Source organism: Streptomyces chlorus (assembly GCF_042655885.1).
Lineage (GTDB): Bacteria > Actinomycetota > Actinomycetes > Streptomycetales > Streptomycetaceae > Streptomyces > Streptomyces chlorus.
Genome location: NZ_JBHSOA010000030.1, coordinates 37,107 through 58,062, shown reverse-complemented (window position 1 = coordinate 58,062; position 20,956 = coordinate 37,107). Strand labels below are relative to the sequence as shown.

At 70.7% G+C, this 20,956-nt stretch carries 19 protein-coding genes and 1 pseudogene; 15 read left to right on the top strand and 5 right to left on the bottom strand.

Translation table 11 applies throughout. The annotated features are described in order from the left end of the window. Positions 1–55: 55 nt before the first annotated feature. Positions 56–724, bottom strand: a complete 669-nt coding sequence (locus tag ACFPZI_RS15270; protein ID WP_381363362.1) for a pirin family protein — start codon at positions 722–724, stop codon at positions 56–58. Positions 725–821: 97 nt separating this feature from the next. On the opposite strand from ACFPZI_RS15270, the gene ACFPZI_RS15265 reads away from it, so the two are divergent. The 5 genes from ACFPZI_RS15265 (at position 822) to ACFPZI_RS15245 (ending at position 5,846) form a co-directional block, all read left to right on the top strand. Beyond that, the gene (locus ACFPZI_RS15265) at positions 822–2,027 is read left to right on the top strand and encodes a PucR family transcriptional regulator (RefSeq protein ID WP_381363360.1); all 1,206 of its coding nucleotides are present in this window, start codon (positions 822–824) and stop codon (positions 2,025–2,027) included. Positions 2,028–2,116: 89 nt separating this feature from the next. Next, positions 2,117–3,061: an ACP S-malonyltransferase gene (locus ACFPZI_RS15260; protein ID WP_381363438.1), complete on the top strand. Its 945-nt coding sequence runs from the start codon at positions 2,117–2,119 to the stop codon at positions 3,059–3,061. Positions 3,062–3,084: 23 nt separating this feature from the next. Next, a complete protein-coding gene (locus ACFPZI_RS15255; RefSeq protein WP_381363358.1) occupies positions 3,085–4,086 on the top strand; it encodes a ketoacyl-ACP synthase III in 1,002 nt (333 codons plus the stop codon). Between the two features lie 102 nt (positions 4,087–4,188). Continuing rightward, positions 4,189–4,437, top strand: a complete 249-nt coding sequence (locus ACFPZI_RS15250) for an acyl carrier protein (RefSeq protein WP_004988657.1) — start codon at positions 4,189–4,191, stop codon at positions 4,435–4,437. A 137-nt stretch (positions 4,438–4,574) separates the two neighbouring features. After that, positions 4,575–5,846, top strand: coding sequence for a beta-ketoacyl-[acyl-carrier-protein] synthase family protein (locus tag ACFPZI_RS15245; protein WP_381363356.1), 1,272 nt, complete (start codon positions 4,575–4,577; stop codon positions 5,844–5,846). Between the two features lie 130 nt (positions 5,847–5,976). Here the strand turns inward: ACFPZI_RS15245 and ACFPZI_RS15240 are convergent, their stop codons facing one another. Next, positions 5,977–6,471: a DUF3145 domain-containing protein gene (locus tag ACFPZI_RS15240; RefSeq protein WP_381212611.1), complete on the bottom strand. Its 495-nt coding sequence runs from the start codon at positions 6,469–6,471 to the stop codon at positions 5,977–5,979. 323 nt (positions 6,472–6,794) lie between these two features. Here ACFPZI_RS15240 and ACFPZI_RS15235 point away from each other — a divergent pair, with 323 nt between their 5' ends. Together ACFPZI_RS15235 and ACFPZI_RS15230 are read left to right on the top strand one after the other, a co-directional pair. After that, on the top strand, positions 6,795–7,721 hold the full coding sequence (locus ACFPZI_RS15235; RefSeq protein WP_381363354.1) for an SGNH/GDSL hydrolase family protein: 927 nt from the start codon (positions 6,795–6,797) through the stop codon (positions 7,719–7,721). Positions 7,722–7,736: 15 nt separating this feature from the next. After that, positions 7,737–8,768 carry an aldose epimerase family protein gene (locus ACFPZI_RS15230; RefSeq protein WP_381363352.1) on the top strand — a complete coding sequence of 344 codons (1,032 nt, stop codon included), beginning with the start codon at positions 7,737–7,739 and terminating at the stop codon, positions 8,766–8,768. Between the two features lie 211 nt (positions 8,769–8,979). Here the strand turns inward: ACFPZI_RS15230 and ACFPZI_RS15225 are convergent, their stop codons facing one another. Continuing rightward, positions 8,980–9,831, bottom strand: a complete 852-nt coding sequence (locus ACFPZI_RS15225; protein ID WP_381363350.1) for an EI24 domain-containing protein — start codon at positions 9,829–9,831, stop codon at positions 8,980–8,982. Positions 9,832–9,984: 153 nt separating this feature from the next. Between ACFPZI_RS15225 and ACFPZI_RS15220 the strand changes: the two are divergent. Beyond that, a pseudogene (locus tag ACFPZI_RS15220) lies at positions 9,985–10,185 on the top strand (hypothetical protein); the annotation flags it as partial. Positions 10,186–10,274: 89 nt separating this feature from the next. On the opposite strand, the gene ACFPZI_RS15215 reads toward ACFPZI_RS15220, so the two are convergent. Continuing rightward, entirely contained in the window at positions 10,275–11,297 is a 1,023-nt protein-coding gene (locus ACFPZI_RS15215) for an NADP-dependent oxidoreductase (protein WP_381363348.1), read from the bottom strand. Between the two features lie 94 nt (positions 11,298–11,391). Here ACFPZI_RS15215 and ACFPZI_RS15210 point away from each other — a divergent pair, with 94 nt between their 5' ends. Next, a complete protein-coding gene (locus tag ACFPZI_RS15210) occupies positions 11,392–11,832 on the top strand; it encodes a MarR family winged helix-turn-helix transcriptional regulator (protein WP_381363346.1) in 441 nt (146 codons plus the stop codon). A gap of 324 nt (positions 11,833–12,156) precedes the next feature. Here ACFPZI_RS15210 and ACFPZI_RS15205 read toward each other — a convergent pair whose 3' ends face one another. Next, a complete protein-coding gene (locus ACFPZI_RS15205; protein ID WP_381363344.1) occupies positions 12,157–13,020 on the bottom strand; it encodes an SCO2400 family protein in 864 nt (287 codons plus the stop codon). Between the two features lie 243 nt (positions 13,021–13,263). On the opposite strand from ACFPZI_RS15205, the gene ACFPZI_RS15200 reads away from it, so the two are divergent. The 6 genes from ACFPZI_RS15200 to mmsB all read left to right on the top strand — a co-directional run bounded on the left by ACFPZI_RS15200 (position 13,264) and on the right by mmsB (position 20,835). Further along, complete coding sequence (locus ACFPZI_RS15200) at positions 13,264–14,439, top strand: mandelate racemase/muconate lactonizing enzyme family protein (protein ID WP_381363342.1); 1,176 nt, start codon at positions 13,264–13,266, stop codon at positions 14,437–14,439. Then, the gene (locus ACFPZI_RS15195) at positions 14,436–15,521 is read left to right on the top strand and encodes a zinc-dependent alcohol dehydrogenase (RefSeq protein ID WP_381363340.1); all 1,086 of its coding nucleotides are present in this window, start codon (positions 14,436–14,438) and stop codon (positions 15,519–15,521) included. The genes ACFPZI_RS15200 and ACFPZI_RS15195 overlap by 4 nt, the downstream gene beginning before the upstream one ends. A 197-nt stretch (positions 15,522–15,718) precedes the next feature. Beyond that, positions 15,719–16,687 (top strand): hypothetical protein, encoded by a 969-nt coding sequence (locus ACFPZI_RS15190; RefSeq protein ID WP_381363338.1) that lies wholly within the window; start codon positions 15,719–15,721, stop codon positions 16,685–16,687. Positions 16,688–16,875: 188 nt separating this feature from the next. Beyond that, positions 16,876–17,988, top strand: coding sequence for a multiple monosaccharide ABC transporter substrate-binding protein (gene chvE, locus ACFPZI_RS15185; protein ID WP_381363336.1), 1,113 nt, complete (start codon positions 16,876–16,878; stop codon positions 17,986–17,988). A gap of 46 nt (positions 17,989–18,034) precedes the next feature. Next, positions 18,035–19,594: a multiple monosaccharide ABC transporter ATP-binding protein gene (gene mmsA, locus ACFPZI_RS15180; RefSeq protein WP_381363334.1), complete on the top strand. Its 1,560-nt coding sequence runs from the start codon at positions 18,035–18,037 to the stop codon at positions 19,592–19,594. Continuing rightward, positions 19,591–20,835 carry a multiple monosaccharide ABC transporter permease gene (gene mmsB, locus ACFPZI_RS15175; RefSeq protein ID WP_364738416.1) on the top strand — a complete coding sequence of 415 codons (1,245 nt, stop codon included), beginning with the start codon at positions 19,591–19,593 and terminating at the stop codon, positions 20,833–20,835. The genes mmsA and mmsB overlap by 4 nt, the downstream gene beginning before the upstream one ends. The last annotated feature ends 121 nt before the right edge of the window (positions 20,836–20,956 follow it).

Below are 20,956 nucleotides of genomic sequence, written 5' to 3'. Positions count from 1 at the left end.
GGGGCGGCAGCCCGTCCCGGCACCGGGGGCCACGATTCGCCTGACAGGTCCTTGCCTATGCGGCCCGCATCTCCCACATCAGCAGTTCCACGTCCGACGCCGCCGCCACCACGAGCCTTTTCGTGTCCGTGAGGCGGGCCGCGTCCCCCGGTCCCAGCCGGGCCTCGTCCAGGAGGACTTCGCCGCGTACGACGTGGGCGTACACGTACGCCGCGTCCGGGATCGCCGTGCGCTCCCCCGCCGTCAGGCGACGGACGTGCAGCATGGCGCCGGCCTCCGGGAGGGCGTACGGGGTGGAGTCGGCGATGCCGCGGACGACCTCGTAGCAGGGGTCGCCGCCGGGCTCCAGGGGGGCCAGCCACATCTGGAGGAAGGTCAGGGGCTCGGGGCCGTCGTTGCGTTCCACGTGCCGTACGCCACAGGCGGCGCTCAGGCGCTGGACGTCGCCGGGGCGGACGACCGTCTCGTGGCCGGTGGAGTCGCGGTGGGTCAGCTCGCCCTCCACCACCCACGTCACGATCTCGGTGTGGCTGTGCGGATGCTCGTCGAAGCCGGCGCCGGGGGCGAGCCGCTCCTCGTTGCAGGCGATCACCGCGCCGAAGCGGAGGTGGTCGGGGTCGTAGTGCGGGCCGAAGGAGAAGGCGTGCCGGCTCTCGATCCCGGCCGCCGGGTCGCCGCCCTGGAAGCGCTCGTGTGCGCGCCGTACGTCCGTCACGCCGTCCACGGTAGTCCCGGCGCGAGAGCCCCCGGAGCCCCGGGGGGAGACCCCGTGGGAGACCCGGCGACGCGTTGCGGCGTCCGGATGAGGCAGTCTTGTCCCCGTGCCCGAACCCGAAACCAGCAAGCCCCAAACCCCAGCACGCCCCGTCCACCCGCATGCCGCGACACTGAAGCGGCTGGAGAAGTCGTCCGGCCACCTCGCCGCGCAGGCGATCCTGCGGATGGACGAGACACTGCCCTGGTACCGGGCGATGCCACCGGAGAACCGTTCCTGGATCGGGTTGGTCGCCCAGGCGGGCATCGCCGCCTTCACCGAGTGGTTCCGGCGCCCCGACGCACCGCAGGCCATCTCCACCGACGTCTTCGGGACCGCGCCGCGCGAACTGACCCGGGCCATCACGCTGCGGCAGACGGTGGAGATGGTGCGCACCACCATCGAGGTCATGGAAACGGCCATCGACCAGGTGGCCGCGCCGGGCGACGAGTCGGTGCTGCGCGAGGCACTCCTGGTGTACGCGCGGGAGATCGCGTTCGCCACCGCGCAGGTGTACGCGCAGGCGGCCGAGGCACGGGGCGCCTGGGACGCGCGGCTGGAGTCGCTGGTCGTGAACGCGGTGCTCAGCGGCGAGGCCGACGAGGGCGCCGTGTCACGGGCCGCCGCCCTGGGGTGGAACTCGCCGGAGCATGTGTGCGTGCTGCTCGGCACCGCGCCCGACGGCGACTCGGAGCTGACCGTGGAGGCGATCCGGCGGGCCGCCCGGCATGCCAAGCTCCAGGTGCTGACGGGGGTGCTCGGGGACCGGCTGGTCGTGATCGCGGGCGGCAGCGACAATCCGCTGGCCGTGGCCAAGTCGCTGATCGGGCCGTATGCGCAGGGGCCGGTGGTGGCGGGTCCGGTGGTGCCGGACCTCCAGGCGGCGACCCGGTCCGCGCAGGCCGCCGCGGCGGGCCTGAAGGCGTGTTCCGCCTGGCAGGACGCGCCGCGTCCGGTGCTGGCCGACGATCTGCTGCCGGAGCGGGCGATCGCCGGTGACACCGCGGCCCGTGAACAGTTGGTGGAGGAGATCTACAGACCGCTCGAGGAAACCGGGGCCGCGCTGCTGGAGACGCTCAGCGTCTATCTGGAGCAGGCGAGCAGCCTCGAGGGGGCCGCACGGATGCTGTTCGTGCACCCCAATACCGTGCGTTACCGGCTCCGACGTGTGACGGACGTCACCGGATGGTCACCCTCCGATGTACGCTCTGCGTTCACACTGCGGGTCGCGTTGATCCTGGGGCGTCTGGTCGACGGTGATCTTCAGCTCTAGCCTCTTGTCGGAGTTCCACAAAACCCCCTCGTGTTCTTCGTCCCTGTCCTCACGGGCGGCTTCGGCCGTCGTCAAGAGAGAGTGTGAGAGTGCTCGTACTCGTCGCTCCCGGCCAGGGCGCTCAGACGCCCGGCTTCCTGACTGAATGGCTCGACCTCCCCGGTGCCGCGGACCGCGTCGCCGCCTGGTCCGACGCCATCGGACTCGATCTCGCCCACTACGGCACCGAGGCAGACGCGGACGCGATCCGCGACACGGCCGTCGCCCAGCCGCTGCTGGTCGCGGCCGGGCTGCTGTCCGTGTCGGCACTGGGTGCCGGTGCGGCCGACGCCGCCTCGGCGGTGGCACAGATCGCGCCCGGCGCGGTCGCCGGTCACAGTGTCGGTGAGTTCACCGCGGCCGCGTTCGCGGGGGTCCTCGACGACACGGCCGCGCTGAGCCTGGTCCGCAAGCGGGGTCTGGCCATGGCCGACGCCGCCGCGGTCACCGAGACCGGCATGGCGGCGCTGCTCGGCGGCGACCCGGACGTCACCGTGGCGCACCTGGAGAAGCTGGGGCTGACCCCGGCGAACATCAACGGCGCGGGCCAGATCGTGGCGGCCGGCACCAAGGAGCAGCTGGCCGCGCTGGAGGCGGACAAGCCTCAGGGCGTGCGCCGGGTCGTCGCGCTCAAGGTGGCCGGCGCCTTCCACACGCACCACATGGGTCCCGCGGTCGACACGCTGGCGAAGGCGGCCGAGGACCTGACGCCGGGCGACCCGAAGGCCGTCTACGTGTCGAACAAGGACGGCGCGACGGTCGCGACCGGTGCCGGGGTGCTGGAGCGCCTGGTCGGCCAGGTGGCGAACCCGGTGCGCTGGGACCTGTGCATGGAGACGTTCAAGGAGCTCGGGGTGACCGCGCTGATCGAGGTGTGCCCCGGGGGGACCCTGACCGGTCTCGCCAAGCGCGCGCTGCCCGGCGTCACGACGCTGGCCCTGAAGACCCCCGCCGACCTCGACGCTGCCCGCGAGCTCGTCTCCGAGCACGTCTGATGCCCTAAGGAGCAGAAATCCGCATGGCGAAGATCAAGCCCGCGAAGGGCGCCCCGTACGCCCGCATCCTGGGTGTGGGCGGCTACCGGCCCACCCGGGTCGTGCCGAACGAGGTGATCCTGGAGACGATCGACTCGTCCGACGAGTGGATCCGTTCGCGTTCCGGCATCGAGACGCGGCACTGGGCGTCGCCCGAGGAGACCGTCGCGGCGATGTCCGTCGAGGCGTCCGGCAAGGCGATCGCGGACGCGGGCATCGACGCCGGGCAGATCGGCGCCGTGGTCGTCGCGACCGTGTCGCACTTCAAGCAGACCCCGGCCGTGGCCACCGAGATCGCCGACCGGCTGGGCACGGACAAGGCCGCCGCCTTCGACATCTCGGCCGGCTGCGCGGGCTTCGGCTACGGCCTCACCCTCGCCAAGAGCATGGTGGTGGAGGGGTCCGCCGAGTACGTGCTCGTCATCGGCGTGGAGCGGCTGAGCGACCTGACCGACCTGGAGGACCGGGCCACCGCCTTCCTGTTCGGTGACGGCGCGGGCGCGGTCGTCGTCGGCCCGTCCAAGGAGCCCGCGATCGGCCCCACCGTGTGGGGTTCGGAGGGCGACAAGTCCGAGGTCATCATGCAGACCGTGGCGTGGACGGACTACCGCGACGGCGAGGTCGAGAAGTTCCCCGCGATCACGCAGGAGGGCCAGGCGGTGTTCCGCTGGGCCGTGTTCGAGATGGCGAAGGTCGCCCAGCAGGCGCTGGACGCGGCCGGGATCACCTCGGACGACCTGGACGTCTTCATCCCGCACCAGGCCAATGTGCGGATCATCGACTCGATGGTGAAGACCCTCAAACTGCCGGAGCATGTCACGGTCGCCCGTGACATCCGTACCACCGGCAACACCTCGGCCGCCTCGATCCCGCTCGCGATGGAGCGGCTCCTGGCGACCGGCGAGGCGAAGAGCGGCGACACCGCGCTCGTCATCGGCTTCGGGGCGGGTCTCGTCTACGCCGCAACGGTCGTTACTCTCCCTTAGGCACTCCGTGCCGGATCATCCGGTCCGGCACGGGGACCGCACCACCCGCCGCTGTCGCGGCGGGCGCCACACCCTCAGGAATCACAGCGAAGGAGCGCCATCATGGCCGCCACTCAGGAAGAGATCGTCGCCGGTCTCGCGGAGATCGTGAACGAGATCGCCGGCATCCCGGTTGAGGACGTCCAGCTGGACAAGTCCTTCACCGACGACCTGGACGTCGACTCGCTGTCCATGGTCGAGGTCGTCGTCGCCGCCGAAGAGCGCTTCGACGTCAAGATCCCGGACGACGACGTCAAGAACCTCAAGACCGTCGGCGACGCCACCGAATACATCCTCAAGCACCAGGCCTGAGCGCTGCTGGGCCTTCCGTCCGGATCATGCCGGGTCCGGCATGATCCGGGCGGAAGGCCCGAGGCCGGGAGCCCCCGGCCCCGCCGCCCGGCGGTGGCGCCGTACGAATCCTCGTATCCGTTGGAGAAAGAATTCCGATGAGCTCGACCAATCGCACTGTGGTCGTCACCGGTATCGGCGCAACCACACCGCTGGGTGGCGACGCGGCCTCGACCTGGGAGGGTCTGGTCGCCGGACGTTCCGGAGTCAAGCCCCTGACCCAGGAGTGGGCCGCCGACCAGGCGGTCCGTATCGCGGCCCCCGTGGCCGTGGAACCCACCGAGACCATCCCTCGGCCGCAGGCCCGCCGCCTGGACCGCTCGGCGCAGTTCGCGCTGGTCGCGGCCAAGGAGGCGTGGGCCGACGCCGGCTTCGAGGGCAGGGCCGGTGAGGACCCGAACGTCGCCCCGGAGCGGCTGGGCACGGTCATCGCCTCCGGCATCGGCGGCGTGACGACCCTGCTCGACCAGTACGACGTGCTGAAGGAGAAGGGCGTCCGCCGCGTCTCCCCGCACACCGTCCCCATGCTGATGCCGAACGGCCCGTCGGCCAACGTCGGCCTGCTCGTGGGCGCCCAGGCGGGTGTGCACACCCCCGTCTCGGCCTGCGCCTCGGGCGCGGAGGCCATCGGCTACGCCATCGAGATGATCCGTTCCGGCCGCGCCGACGTCGTCGTCGCGGGGGGCACGGAGGCGGCGATCCACCCGCTGCCGATCGCCGCGTTCGGCAACATGATGGCGATGTCCAAGAACAACGACGACCCCCAGGGCGCCTCACGCCCGTACGACGTCGGCCGGGACGGCTTCGTCCTCGGCGAGGGCGCGGGCGTGATCGTCCTGGAGTCCGCCGAGCACGCCGCCGCGCGCGGCGCCCGCGTCTACGCGGAGGCGGTCGGCCAGGGCATCTCGGCCGACGGCCACGACATCGTGCAGCCGGAGCCGGAGGGCCGCGGCATCTCGCACGCCCTGCAGCACCTGCTGGACTCCACCGACCTGAACCCGTCCGAGATCGTGCACGTCAACGCGCACGCCACCTCGACGCCGGCCGGTGACATCGCCGAACTGAAGGCGCTGCGCAAGGTGTTCGGCGACGACGTCGACCACATGGCGGTCTCCGCGACCAAGTCGATGACCGGGCACCTGCTCGGCGGCGCCGGTGGCGTGGAGTCGGTGGCGACGGTGCTCGCGCTGTACCACCGGGTGGCTCCGCCGACCATCAACATCGACACCATCGACCCCGAGGCCGAGGCGAACGCGGACGTGGTCCGCGGCGAGGCGCGCAAGCTGCCCGTCGAGGGCCGCATCGCCGCCCTCAACGACTCGTTCGGGTTCGGCGGACACAACGTGGTGCTGGCGTTCCGGTCGGTCTGACCGGCGCCGGTACGCCGGGTGCGTACGTGCGAAGGGCCCCACCTCGCGAGGTGGGGCCCTTCGGCGTGTCGGGGGCGGGGTACGCAGTACGGGGGCGCAGTACGGGGCGCAGTACGGAGTGCCGGCGCGGTCAGACGACCTGGTGGAGCCAGCGGACCGGGGCGCCCTCGCCCGCGTAGCGGAACGGTTCCAGCTCGTCGTCCCAGGGCTTGCCGAGGAGCTTGGCGATCTCGGCCTCCAGGTCGGTCTCGCCGTGCTGGGACCTGGCCAGGGCGGCGCGCAGCCGGTCCTCGGGGATCATGATGTCGCCGTGGATGCCGGTGACGGCGTGGAAGATGCCGAGGTCGGGGGTGCAGCTGTAGCGCTCGCCCTCGGCGGTGGGGCAGGGCTCCGAGGTGACCTCGAAGCGCAGCAACTGCCAGCCTCGCAGCGCCGAGGCGAGCTTGGAGGCGGTGCCGGCCTGGCCCTTCCAGGAGAACTCCGAGCGCCAGGTGCCGGGGGCGGCGGGCTGTCGGATCCAGTCCAGGCTGACGCGCACGCCGAGCACCCCCGCAACGGCCCACTCGACGTGTGGGCACAACGCACGCGGCGCGGAGTGCACGTACAGGACTCCACGTGTCGTCACCGGAACCTCCGGGCAGAGCGGGACAGGTCGGAAAGGGCCGATCAGCGGGTGGCCGGGAGGACCACGTTGAGGCCGAGGCTACCGTGTGGTGGGGGAAGGAGTGTGACGTACCGTCCGTCCCGGTACCCGGAAACTTCCGCGATTCACCCGGCAGGACGACAACCCAGGGGATGCCGGCCCCGGATCGTGTGAGCCGTTCCATATGCGCCGTTCCGCCTGAGCCGTTCCGTTGGGGCGGGCAACCGGGCGACCGGGCAGGCGGGAACTCTCGTGCGTTGTTATGCATGGGGGACGGTGACGACGATGCGCGGGGAGGCTGCGGGATGGACCAGGGGACACGGTGGCAGGGGCCGAAGCGGGGCAGCCGTTCGCGATCCGTGCTCGCCTCCGTGGCGGTCGCCGCCGTACTGGGGGCCGCCGGCTGCGACACCGTCGGCGGTGACGAGGCCGCTCCGTCCGGCCCCGGGGCGAAGAAGGCCGCGCCGGCCCCGTCGCCCCCTCCGGTCTGGGACACCAGCCCCGCCTCCGTGGCCGCCGTCGGCGATTCGATCACGACCGGTTTCGACGCGTGCGCGGTGCTGACGGACTGTCCCGAGGTGTCGTGGGCGACGGGCGGCAGCGAGCAGGTCGACAGTCTGGCGGTGCGGCTGCTGGGCCCGGCCGGGGCGGCCGAGCGGAGCTGGAACTACGCGGTCACCGGGGCGCGGATGGCGGACCTGCCCGGCCAGATGGCTCGAGCGGTGGGCCGGAGGCCGGAGTTGGTGGCGGTGATGGCCGGGGCGAACGACGCCTGCCGGGCCACGACGTCGGCGATGACGCCGGTGGCCGACTTCCGCGCGGACTTCGAGGAAGCGATACGCACCCTGCGCAAGGCACTGCCCAAGGCCCAGGTGTATGTGGCGAGCGTGCCGGATCTGAAGCAGCTGTGGTCGCAGGGGCGGACCAGCGCGATGGGCAAGCAGGTGTGGAAGCTCGGCATCTGCCCGTCGATGCTGAACGATCCCGATGCCCTGGACGCGGCGGCGAACGAGCGGCGCGAGACGGTGCGGAGCCGGGTGGAGGACTACAACAAGGCGCTGGAGGAGGTCTGCGCCGAGGACGACCGGTGCCGCTCCGACGGCGGCGCGGTGTACGAGTACAGGTTCGGCACCGCGCAGTTGAGCCGCTGGGACTGGTTCCACCCCAGCGTCGACGGTCAGGCCCGGCTGGCGGAGATCGCCTATCGTACGGTCACGGCGGCGAAGCCGTGACCTATCGTTTCGCACATGAACGAACTCTTCGGCACACTTTCCGACGGCACCCCGGTGCACCGCTGGACCCTGGAGCGGGCCGGCGTACGCGTACGGGTGCTGTCGTACGGCGGGATCGTGCAGGCCGTCGAGGTGCCGGACCGGGAGGGGCGGTCCGGGAACGTGGTGCTGGGCTTCTCCGGCCTGGAGGGCTATCTCGCCCATCCGGGGCCGTACTTGGGCGCCCTGGTCGGGCGGTACGCCAACCGCATCGCGGGCGCCCGCTTCCCGCTGGACGGCCGGGTCCACACGCTCGCCCCGAACAACGGGCCGAACTCGCTGCACGGCGGTGAACGGGGCTTCGACAAGCGCGTGTGGGACGTGACGCCGGTTCCGCACGGTCTGCGCCTCACTCTGGTCTCCGCGGACGGCGAGGAGGGCTTCCCGGGCCGCCTGGAGATGTCGGTGACGTACACCCTGGACGAGCGGGGCGCGCTGGGCATCGGGTACGAGGCGGTGACGGACGCGCCGACGGTGGTGAACCCGACGAACCACTCGTACTGGAACCTGGCCGGCACCAGGTCCGACGCAGACCCCGGGTCCGGGTCCGACGCCGGCTCCGGCTCCGACCCCGGCTTCGGCAGTGCGGCCGGGCACGAACTGCGGCTCGCCGCCTCCCGCTTCACCCCCGTCGACGCGGATCTGATCCCGGCCGGCGGCCACCAGGACGTGACCGGCACCCGCTTCGACTTCCGTGAGGCGCGCAGGACCGGCACCGGGTACGACCACAATCTCGTGCTCGACAAGGGCGTGACGCCGACGCCGGTGGAGGTCGCCGAGCTGTACGACCCGGCGTCCGGGCGGATGCTCACGGTGGCGACCACCGAACCCGGGATGCAGGTCTACACCGCCGACCACATCGGGGAGCCCTTCGTGCCCGGCGCCGGCATCGCGCTGGAGGCGCAGCACTTCCCCGACTCCCCGAACCGGCCCGACTTCCCGAGCACGGTCCTGCGGCCGGGCGGGACGTTCCGCTCGGAGACGGTGTACGGCTTCGCGGTGCGGTAGGGCCTGTCCGGGGCGACGCACATGAGCCCCGGTCCGGGGTCAGGGTCCCGGACCGGGGCTGCTCATGCAGAGGAATACCCCGACCAACAGGAGCTACCCCGATTCAGACGTTAATCGTCGCGGTGATCCCGCGGTCCGTGATCGAGCACTCGATCGGGAGTTCGTACGAATCCTTCACAAAGGACCACGATGTGGTCACCTCGTCCCACTCTCAGTGCCCGTCCCGACGGATCGACGGAGACGGCTGCGACGGAGACGGCTGCGACGGAGACGGCTGCGACGGCGCCACGGGCGCCGTGGCGCCGTCGTCGTCCCTGGTCTCCTCGCCGAGCAGGTCCCGCGCCATGAGGGTGGCGCCGGCGACCGCGCCCGGCATCAGGAACACGGCGACGAACGGGACGAGGAACGCCAGCCCCAGCGGCGTGCCGAAGCCCCAGACGAGGGTCTTGCGGCCCCTCAGCAGGGCCAGCCGCGCCCGCAGCTCGACCCCGCGCCGCTGCAGGGCCACCGCCGCCAGCTCCTCCGTGAGGAAGAACCCGGTGACCATGAACCCGATCACCGGTACGACGGTCTGCCCGACGAACGGGACGAACCCGAGCGCGAAGAGCAGCACCGCCCAGAGCAGGGCCCGTACGACGATACGGAGGCTGTCCCGGCCGGAGATCCACAGCTCCCGCCACAGCGGCAGATCGGACTCGGGGGCGGTGCCGTCGGGCGAGACGTCCCGGTCGACCTTCTCGGAGAGGCTCTCGTAGAAGGGCTGGCCGATGAGCAGGGTCACCGCGGTGAAGGTGATGACGGAGAGCAGCAGGCCGAGCGCGAAGAGGAGGACGGTGAGCAGTCCGCGGAACAGACCGAGCCAGGGACTGGACCAGTCGTCCGCGAACGGTGTCGCCCAGCCGACGAAGTCCGGTCCCCACAGGGCCAGCGCGACCAGCGCCGCCGCGTAGAGCACCAGCGTGATCAGCCCCGGCAGCAGGCCGAAGCCGTACTGCTTACCGTGCCGGGCGACCCATCGCTGACCCTTCAGGAGATACCGGAAACCCACCCCAAGATCGCGCATGGGGGAACTATAGGGGCCCGTCGTCGGCGTGTCGTCGGCCGGTGGTCCGGTCATCGGCCGGACATCACCTTCGGGACCGGCGTTGAGCCGAAAGGGTTTCCCGCGTACGGCCGGTAGGCGGTCGGCCTCTGGTCCGGCACCGAGCCCGACGCGCCGTACGGCGTCCACTCGTGCACCAAGGGCGCGGCGTTCCTGGTCGTGGCCGTCCTCGTGCAGGACGGCACCCTGGAGCTGAACCGCGAAGTCACCCACTCCTGGCCGGAGGTCGCGGCCGAGGGCGAGGGTGACGCCGTGCCGTCCTCCTGGCGGCGCGGTCCCGGCGCGCGCCGGGCGTCGGGCGTCGTGCGGCGCTGAGGATGTGAGCGGGCCGCGAGCCGGCACGCGGCGGAGGGACGGCTGGTGTCGCCGTCCCTCCGTCCCGCGGCGGGGCTTGCCGTCCGGCGTCAGAGCTTGACGATCATCTTTCCGATGTTGTCGCCGCGCAGGACGCCCAGGAACGCCTCGAGGTTGTTCTCGATGCCCTCGACGACGGTCTCCCGGTACTTGAGCTCGCCCGAGGCGATCCAGGCGCCGGCCTCCCGCACGAACTCCGGCCGCAGGTCGTTGTGGTCGCTCACCAGGAAGCCCTCGATGCGGCCCCGGGTCTGGATGAGACGGGCGAGGTTGCGCGGGCCCGGCGCCGGCTCCGTGTCGTTGTAGACGGAGATCATCCCGCACACGGCGATCCGTCCGCCCCGGTTCAGCGAACCGATGGCGGCCTCCAGGTGGTCCCCGCCGACGTTGTCGAAGTAGACGTCGATGCCGTCCGGCGCGGCTTCGCGCAGTTGCCGGCTCACCGGGCCGTTCTTGTAGTTGAACGCGGCGTCGAATCCGTACTCCTCGACGAGCAGGGCGACCTTCTCGTCGGATCCGGCGGAGCCGATCACCCGCGAGGCCCCCTTGAGCTTCGCGAGCTGCCCCACCTGGCTGCCGACGGCACCGGCCGCGCCGGACACGAAGACGGTGTCGCCCTCCTTGAGGGCGGCGACGCGCAGCAGTCCCACGTACGCGGTGAACCCCGGCATGCCCAACACACCCAGGTAGGCGGAGAGCGGCGCGGCCCCGGCGTCCACCTTGACGGCGCCCTTCGCGTCCACCAGCGCGTACTCGCGCCAGCCGAGGCCGTGCAGCACGTGGTCACCGACGGCCAGTCCTTCCGCGCGGGAGGCGACGACCTCGCCGACGGCACCGCCCTGCATGGCCTCGCCCACCGCGTACGGCGCCACATAGGACTTGGCGTCACTCATCCTGCCGCGCATATAGGGATCGACGGAGAGGTACATGTTCCGCACCAGTACCTGGCCCTCCCCCGGCGTGGGGATCTCTGCCTCGACCAGGGCGAAGTCCTCGGGCTTCGGCCAGCCTACGGGCCGGCTGGCCAGGTGCCATGCGCGGCCGGTGGTGGGGAGCGTGGGGGTGTCGGACATGGGGGTGGGGCCTCTCCTCGAAGTGTTTCACCAACTGAAACAACCATGCCGTTGAATATTTCAGGATGTCAAGCATGTGGGTACCCTGGAGCACATGGCTGTCACACCCCGTCCCCCCAGCCGCCCCGACGACCTGACCCTGGAGGTCGTCGACCTCATCGGCTCGGTGGTGGCCCGCTACCACGAGGAGTACGAGGAGGCGGCGGCCGGCCACGAACTCACCGGCGCGCAGGCCCGGCTCCTGAGCCTGCTCTGCCTGGAGCCCCTGCCGATGAGGAAGCTCGCCCACCGCCTGAAGTGCGAGCCGTCGAACGTCACCGGCATCGTCGACCGCCTGGAGTCCCGCGGTCTGGCCGAGCGCCGCCCGGACCCGGCGGACCGCCGTGTGAAGGTGGCGGCGGCCACGAAGGAGGGCCGCAGGGTGGCCCGCAGCCTGCGCGAGTCACTGCGCTTCGCCCGCGAACCACTGGCCGCCCTCACGGACGAGGAGCGCCGCTCCCTGCGCGACACCCTGCGGACGATGCTGGACGCCTAGGGCCTGTCCGGCGGATCAAGTCGGAGGTGACTGGCGGTATCTGTCCGGCTGGGTCGAGCGGGGGCTGGTGCGTGCGGCTGCAAGGCGAAGGAGGGCGTCGACGCGATGGGGGTCCCCCCTGCTCATGGGGGTCCCCCCGCTCGAGCGAAGCCGAGAGTGGGGGAAGAGCCGAGAGTGGGGGGAGTCGGCAACCGACGACAACGCCGCTGGGGGCGCCCCCTGCTCGAAGAGCTGGGGGGAATGCGTGCCGGCCCCCGTGTCTTCGGCATGATCCGCCGGACAGGTCCTAAGGGGCGACGCCCCAAGGCCGGGAGTGAGCGGCCGTCAGGTGCACCACCACAGGAAGCGGTTGCAGGTCTCCGAGGGTTCCGGCTCAGGTTCCGGTTCTGGCTCCGGTTCCGGTGCGGGCTTGGTGGGGGCCGGGTCCGGGTCGTCCGGGGCGTCCGGCTGGGCCGGGGGCTCCTGCGGCCGGCCCGTCGCCGGGTCGGCCGGGGAGGTGTCCGCGGGCGCCGACGAGGTCGCCTCGTCGGGCTCGTCCTCCGCCTCCGCCGATTCCTCGTCCGTCGGCGACTGCGAGACCGACGGCGAGCCGGACGCCCCCGGGGAGGGGGACGTCACGGACGCGTCCCCGCCCACGCCCGGGGCGCCGCTCGACTGCGGCGCCGGCTCGGTCCCGACCGGCCCGCCGGCCGGCGTCTCGTCCCTGGCCGCCGTCGGCTCGGACTTCGCCCCGGGCGCGTCCAGCCCCAGCTCCGCGAGGCTCAACGCGCCTGCGGCCAGGACGAACCCCGCCACGACCAGCAACGAACGCCGCCGTCGCCTGCGGTGCGCCGCGGCCTTGCGGTCCCGGCGGCTCGTACCCGCCCCTGGGTCTTCGTCCGCGGGCGGGGTGGCCTCGTCCTCGGAGTCTGCGGGCGATGCGGTCGCGAGGTTCTCGTCCTGCCGCTTCCCGGGCCCGGCGGCCCCACCGGCCTCGGCCGGTCCCGGGTCCGGCTCGTGTCCGCGGTCCGGCCGAGGTTCGGATTCCGGCTCAGGCTCCGGCTCCGGCCCCGGTGGGTCGTTCTCGTACGCCGTCCGGGGGGTGTCGGAAGCCTCCGGGTGGGCCGGGAGGATCTCGGCAGGGGTGCCACACCCCGGGCAGGCGAGGGCGCCGTTGAGGTGCCTTCGGCACGGGTAGCAGTAGTCCATGACGCGTGAAGGCTAAGTTCCGCTCACGTCCGGTTCCTAGAGCAAACCGTGAAGGTTTGGTAGGGACACTTGCTCATAGGTTTCGAAACTGTCGAAACCGTTGTGCGCGCGACCCATTGACACCCCCACCACCCCGTCCTTACTGTCACGCCAGCATTTCGAACGTGTGACGAAATATCGAACACGTCGCACCGCATCACCGAACGGTCACAGGGTCCACCAACGCAGCGAGGGGCAACTGCCGTGCGTATCACCGGTATCAGCACACACGTGGTCGGGACGCCGTGGCGCAACCTGACGTACGTCCAGGTGCACACCGACGAGGGGGTCACGGGAGTCGGCGAGACCCGGATGCTGGGGCACACCGACGCCCTTCTGGGTTATCTGAAGGAAGCCGAGGTCAACCACATTCTCGGCTCGGACCCGTTCGCTGTCGAGGACCTGGTCCGCCGGATGAAGTACGGCGACTTCGGCCGGGCCGGCGAGATCGTGATGTCCGGTATCGCCGTCGTCGAGATGGCCTGCTGGGACATCAAGGGCAAGGCCCTCGGCGTCCCCGTCTGGCAGTTGCTCGGCGGCAGGGTGACCGACAAGGTCAAGGCGTACGCCAACGGCTGGTACACCACGGAGCGCACCCCGGAGGCGTACCACAAGGCCGCGCAGGCGGTGGTGGAGCGCGGCTACCGGGCCCTGAAGATCGACCCGTTCGGCACCGGGCACTTCGAACTCGACCGCAAGGAGACCCTGTACGCCGTCTCCCTGATCGAGGCGGTCCGTGACGCGATCGGTCCCGAGGCCGAGTTGATGCTGGAGATGCACGGCCGTTTCTCCCCCGCCACCGCCGTCCGCCTCGCGAGGGAGCTGGCGCCGTTCGACCCGGCCTGGCTGGAGGAGCCGGTTCCGCCGGAGAACCTCAAGGCGCTGGAGAAGGTCGCCGCCAAGGTCGACATCCCTCTCGCCACCGGTGAACGCGTCCACGACCGCATCGAGTTCCGTGAGCTGTTCGAGAGCCAGGCCGTCGACATCCTGCAGCCGGACGTGGGCCACATCGGCGGTATCTGGGAGACGCGCAAGCTCGCCGCGACCGCCGAGACCCACTACATGCTGGTCGCGCCGCACAACGTCGGCGGCCCGGTGCTCACCGCCGCGTCCCTCCAGGTCGGCTTCACCTCACCGAACTTCAAGATCCTGGAGCACTTCAACGACTTCGCCGACGCGGAGATCAAGAAGGTCGTCAAGGGCGCCCCGCAGGTGAACCCGGAGGACGGCTGCTTCCACCTCTCCGACGCCCCCGGCCTCGGCGTGGAGCTGGACGTCGACGCGGCGGCCGAGTTCCCGCAGCAGCAGGCCCGGTTCGACCTGTGGGCCGAGGGCTGGGAGCAGCGCAAGCCCAAGTCCGGCTCCAAGGGAACGAAGTGACCGGGCGAGCGGGCGGCCCCGAGCCCGGCTCCGCGGGCGGCTCCACGGGCGGCTCCACGGGCGGCTCCACGGGCGCGCCCTCCGTAGCCGTCGTCGTCGACGGCCCCGGCGCGCACCGCCTCGTCGCGCACGAGCCGCGCGATCCCGGCCCCGGCGAGGCGCTGGTCCGGGTGCACGCGACCGGCATCTGCGGCAGTGACCGCGAGGTGTACCAGGGCAACCGCCCCGAGGGGTACGTGCGGTACCCGCTCACACCGGGCCACGAGTGGTCCGGAACCGTGGCGCGGGTGGGTGCGGGCGTGCCCGCGTCACTCACCGGCCGCAAGGTCGTCGGAGAGGGCTTCAGGAACTGCCAGGTGTGCGACCGCTGTCACGCCGGCGAGACGACGCTGTGCTCGGCGGGTTACGAGGAGACCGGGTTCACCCGGCCGGGGGCGATGGCCGCCACGCTGACCCTCCCGGCCCGCCTGTTGCACGTCCTGCCGGACGACGCCGACCTCACCGCGGCGGCGCTGCTGGAGCCGGCGGCCTGTGTCGCCGCCGCCGCGCTCAGGGCGAACGCCGTGCCCGGCGAGCGGGTCGCCGTGGTCGGTACGGGGACCCTCGGCATGTTCGCGGTGCAGTTCCTGCGCGCGAACTCCCCGGCCGAACTGCTCGTCGTCGGTACCCGCGGCGACCGTGAGGCGCTGTCCCGGCGGTACGGCGCCACCGGCTTTCGCACCAAGGACCAGCCGCTCCCGGACGACTTCGACGTGGTGATCGAGACCGCCGGGTCCGCCGACGCGGCCCGCACGGCCGCCGCGCTGCTGAGGCGCGGCGGGCGGCTCGTCCTGACGGGCATCCCGGCGCCGGGCGCTGACGGTCTCGACCCGACGGACCTGGTCGTACGGCAGCTGGAGGTGCACACCGTCTTCGGGGCGCCGCCGGACGCCTGGGCGCACACGGTGCGGGTGTTCGCCGCCGGGCTGCTCGATCCGCTGCCGCTGGTCACGCACGAGCTGCCGCTGGCCGGGTTCTCGGAGGCCATCGAGCTGGTGGGGTCCGGGGACCCGAAGGTGGGCAAGGTCCTGTTGCGTCCCTAGGGCGCCCGGTCGTACGCCGGGGCGGGCACCCTGATCCGTCCCGTACCGGCGTACCCGCCCTTCTCCCCCGCCGCCCGCCTCCCCTGCCACCCCGTCTCCCCTGCCACCCCGCTCCCCCGCCGCCCGTCTCCTCCCGTCGACCGCGCCCTCCCTCGGGCCTCGAACCTCGTCCGACATGCCGAACAAAAGGACATCTTGTGACCGACGCTTCCGCCAAGGCAGCCCGCAGGCCCGGTGAGCAGGCGCTCACCGTGCTCGGCCTGGGCGCTCCCGCCCCCGACCCCGCCGACGCCTCGCCGCACTCCTTCCCCGGCGGTGGCCGCTGGCGCACCGAGGTTCCTTCCTGTGAGGGGCCCGAGGCGCTGGCGGTGGTCCTGAAGGATGCCTCCCGGCTGGACGTGCCGATCCACCGGATCAGTCAGGGCAGCGGTGTCTGGATGCTGACCGACGCCGAGATCACCGAGATGGTCGAGTCCACCGCCGAACGGGACATCGAGCTCTGCCTGTTCACCGGCCCGCGGGGCACCTGGGACATCGGCGGCTCCACCCGTACCGACTCGCGCGGCGCCGGACCGCGCGCCCGGGGCCACGACGCGGTCGCCGGCTGCGTCGAAGACGCCGTACGGGCGACGGAGTTGGGCGTCAAGTGCCTGCTCGTCGCCGACGAGGGGGTGCTGTGGACGCTGCACCGGGCGCGGGCGGCCGGGATCATTCCGCAGGACACCACACTGAAGGTCTCGGCCCTCATCGGACCGGTCAACCCGGCCTCGTACGCGGTGTACGAGCAGCTCGGCGCCGACTCGATCAACGTGCCGAGCGACCTGACGCTTGATCATCTCACCGAGATCAGAAGGGTTTCGGCCACCCCGATGGACATGTACATCGAGGCCCCCGACGACCTCGGCGGCTATGTCCGGATGTACGAGGTCGCCGAACTGATCCGGCGCGGGGCGCCGTTGTACCTGAAGTTCGGTCTGTCCAAGGCGCCCGGGATCTATCCGTACGGGCACCATATGCGGGACGTCACTCTCGCCAGTGCCAAGGAGCGGGTGCGGCGCGGACGGCTCGCCCTGGACCTGCTCGCCCGCCACGGCGCGGACGGCGACATGGCTCCGCTCGGTTCACGGCTGCCCGGTGATCTGCGCAGGTTCGGCATCTCGTCATAACGTTCCGGAAAATCGGCTTCACAGAAGCCGACACAGCCGCGCACAATCCCACACACCCGTTCTCGGGTTTGCCCGGTACCTTCTCCTCACCGCACCGCCCCGCATCGCACCTTCATCGCCAAATCCCTTGGCCCGAAGGCGACTTCACACTTCCGGACCACCCTGCACACACATCAAGGATGATGATCATGCGTAACCGCAGAGCCGCCATCGCCGCAGCAGCCACCGCCGTCTCCCTCGCCCTCACCCTGTCCGCCTGCGGCCAGAGCGGCGAGGGCGGGAGCGAGGAGGACAAGGGAGACTCCAAGGGAGCGACCATCGGCATCGCGATGCCGACCAAGTCCTCCGAGCGCTGGATCGCCGACGGCGACAACGTCGTGAAGAACCTGGAGTCCAAGGGCTACAAGACCAAGCTGGTCTTCGGCGAGGACGACCCGGACCAGCAGGTCGCCCAGGTCGAGAACCTGATCACGCAGGACGTCAAGGCGCTGATCGTCGCGGCGATCGACAACAAGTCGCTGAACAACGTCCTGCAGCAGGCCAAGGACGCCGACATCCCGGTGATCTCCTACGACCGCCTGATCCTCGGCACGGAGAACGTCGGCTACTACGCCTCGTTCGACAACGAGAAGGTGGGCGAGCTCCAGGGCGACTACATCGTCGACAAGCTCGGCCTGAAGGACGGCAGCGAGAAGGGCCCCTTCAACATCGAGCTGTTCGCCGGCTCCAACGACGACAACAACACCCGCTACTTCTTCCAGGGCGCGCTGAACGTCCTGCAGCCGTACATCGACAAGAAGCAGCTCGTCGTCGGGTCCGGCCAGACCGAGCTGAACCAGGTCACCACCCTGCGCTGGGACGGCGGCACCGCCCAGAAGCGCATGGACGACATCCTGACCTCGTCCTACAAGAGCGGGCGGGTCGACGCGGTCCTCTCCCCGTACGACGGCATCTCCATCGGCATCCTGTCGGCGCTGAAGTCGGACGACTACGGCTCCAAGAACAAGCCGCTGCCGATCGTCACCGGCCAGGACGCCGAGGTCGCCTCGGTGAAGTCGATCATCGCCGACCAGCAGTCCATGACGGTCTACAAGGACACCCGTGAGCTCGCCAGGGTCGCCACGAACATGGTCGACGCGCTCCTGAACGACAAGGAGCCCGAGGTCAACGACACCAAGACCTACGACAACGGGGCGAAGGTCGTGCCGGCCTACCTGCTGGAGCCGGTCGCCGTGGACAAGGCCAACTACCAGAAGACCGTCGTCGACTCCGGCTACATCAAGGAGAGCGACCTCAAGTAAACGACCTCGACCCACCGCCGTAACCAACGGATTGGAAGGCACGACCATGGCGGGACCCGTCCTGGAAATGCGCTCGATCGTCAAGACCTTTCCCGGCGTCAAGGCGCTGTCGGACGTCACTCTGACCGTCCGGCAGGGCGAGGTCCACGCCATCTGCGGCGAGAACGGCGCCGGCAAGTCGACCCTCATGAAGGTCCTCTCCGGCGTCCACCCGCACGGCACCTACGAGGGGGAGGTCCTCTTCGAGGAGGGCCTCTGCCGGTTCAAGGACATCAGGGCCAGCGAGCAGCAGGGCATCGTCATCATCCACCAGGAGCTCGCCCTGGTGCCGTACCTCTCCCTCGCGGAGAACATCTTCCTCGGCAACGAGCACGCCCGGCGCGGCTTCGTCGACTGGCACGAGACGCTGCGGCACGCGACCGAGCTGCTGCGCCGGGTGGGGCTCGACGACCATCCGGAGACCCGGGTCGCCGACATCGGCGTGGGCAAGCAGCAACTGGTGGAGATCGCCAAGGCGTTGTCGAAGAGGGTGAAGCTGCTCATCCTCGACGAGCCGACCTCGGCGCTCAACGACGAGGACAGCGGCAAGCTGCTCGACCTGATCCTCCAGCTGAAGGAACAGGGCATCACCTCGATCATCATCTCCCACAAGCTGAACGAGATCCGCGCGGTCGCCGACTCGGTGACGATCCTGCGGGACGGGCGGACCATCGAGACGCTCGACGTGAAGGCCGCGGAGACCACCGAGGACCGGATCATCAGCGGGATGGTCGGCCGCGACCTCGAGCACCGCTTCCCGGAGCGGACCCCGCACCAGCCCGAGGAGGGCACGGCCCCGGCCCTCGAGGTGCGCAACTGGACCGTGCACCACCCGATCGACCAGCAGCGCAAGGTCGTCGACGACGTGTCGCTGCAGGTCCGGCGCGGCGAGATCGTCGGCATCGCCGGCCTGATGGGCGCCGGCCGCACCGAGCTGGCGATGAGCCTGTTCGGCCGCACCTACGGCCGGTACGCGGGCGGCACCGTCCTGCGGGACGGCCGGGAGATCCGTACCAGGACCGTCCCCGAGGCGGTGCGGCACGGCATCGCGTACGTCACCGAGGACCGCAAGCACTACGGCCTGAACCTCATCGACACCATCAACCGCAACATCTCGCTCAGCGCGCTGGGCAAGGTCGCCAGGCGGGGGATCGTGGACGAGCACGAGGAACGCCGGGTCGCCGAGGGCTTCCGCACGTCCATGAACATCAAGGCGCCCACGGTCTTCGAGCCGGTGGGCAAGCTGTCCGGCGGCAACCAGCAGAAGGTCGTCCTCAGCAAGTGGATCTTCGCGGGTCCCGAGGTGCTGATCCTGGACGAGCCGACGCGCGGCATCGACGTCGGCGCCAAGTACGAGATCTACAAGGTCATCGACCGACTGGCCGCCGAGGGCAAGGCGGTCGTCTTCATCTCCTCCGAGCTGCCCGAGCTGCTCGGCATGTGCGACCGCATCTACACGATGGCCGCGGGGCGGCTGACCGGGGAGTTCTCGCGGGCCGAGGCGTCCCAGGAATCGCTGATGCGTCAGATGACGAAGGACAAGAAGGACAAAGAGGTAACCCGATGAGCACGGATGTCACCGACAAGACCCCGGCCGCCGCGCCGCCGGGCAGGAACGGGGCGGGCAGCGGTGACGGCCTGCTCCAGCTGATGCTGGACGGTATGCGCCGCAACATGCGCCAGTACGGCATGCTGATCGCCCTGGGCCTGATCGTGGTGCTGTTCGCGGTGTGGACCGAGGGCGACCTGCTGCTGCCGCGCAACGTGTCCAACCTGGTGGTGCAGAACAGCTACATCCTGATCCTGGCGATCGGCATGATGCTGGTCATCATCGCCGGCCACATCGACCTGTCGGTCGGGTCGCTGACGGCGTTCGTCGGCTCGATGGCCGCCGTGTTCATGGTCCGCAACGACCTGCCCTGGCCCGTCGCGGTGCTGCTGTGCCTGGCCGTGGGCGCGATCGCGGGCGCGGTGCAGGGGTGGTTCATCGCGTACGGCGGGCTGCCGTCGTTCATCGTGACCCTGGCGGGCATGCTCACCTTCCGCGGTCTGACCGAGATCTTCCTCGACGGCCAGACCCTCGGCCCGTTCCCGAAGGGGCTGCAGACGACCGCCAACGGCTTCCTTCCGGAGGTCGGCCCGGACACGAACTACCACAACCTCACCCTGTTGCTCGGCGTCGGGCTGATAGCCCTCGTGGTGCTCCAGGAGGTCCGCGACCGGCGCCGTCAGCAGGGGTTCGCGCTCGACGTCCTGCCCGCCAAGCTGTTCCTGCTGAAGCTGGTGGCGCTGACCGCCGCCATCCTCACCGTCACGCTGCTGCTGGCCAGCTACAAGGGCGCCCCGATCGTGCTGCTGATCCTCGGCGCGCTGCTCGTCGGCTTCGGCTACGTGATGCGCAACGCCGTCATCGGCCGCCACATCTACGCCATCGGCGGCAACCTGCCCGCGGCCAAGCTGTCGGGCGTGCGGGACAAGAAGGTCACCTTCCTGGTCTTCCTGAACATGGGCATGCTCGCGGCCCTGGCGGGTCTGGTCTTCGCCGCCCGCTTCAGCGTGGCCTCGCCCAAGGCCGGCCTCAACTTCGAACTCGAGGCGATCGCGGCCGCGTTCATCGGCGGCGCGTCGATGAGCGGCGGTGTCGGCACCGTGCTCGGCGCGGTCATCGGCGGTCTGGTCCTGGGCGTGCTGAACAACGGCATGAACCTCGTCGGCGTCGGCACCGACTGGCAGCAGGTCATCAAGGGCCTGGTGCTCCTGGCGGCGGTCGGCTTCGACGTGTGGAACAAACGCAAGGTCGGTTCTTGACGTGCTCCCCGCCCTGAAGGGCGGGGATTCCGGCCTGGGTCGGCTGACCCTTCCGGGGGCTTCCCGCTTCGACGCGCCGTGCCGGGCCTTTCACGCAACGTCACCGGTAAACTGCGCCCGG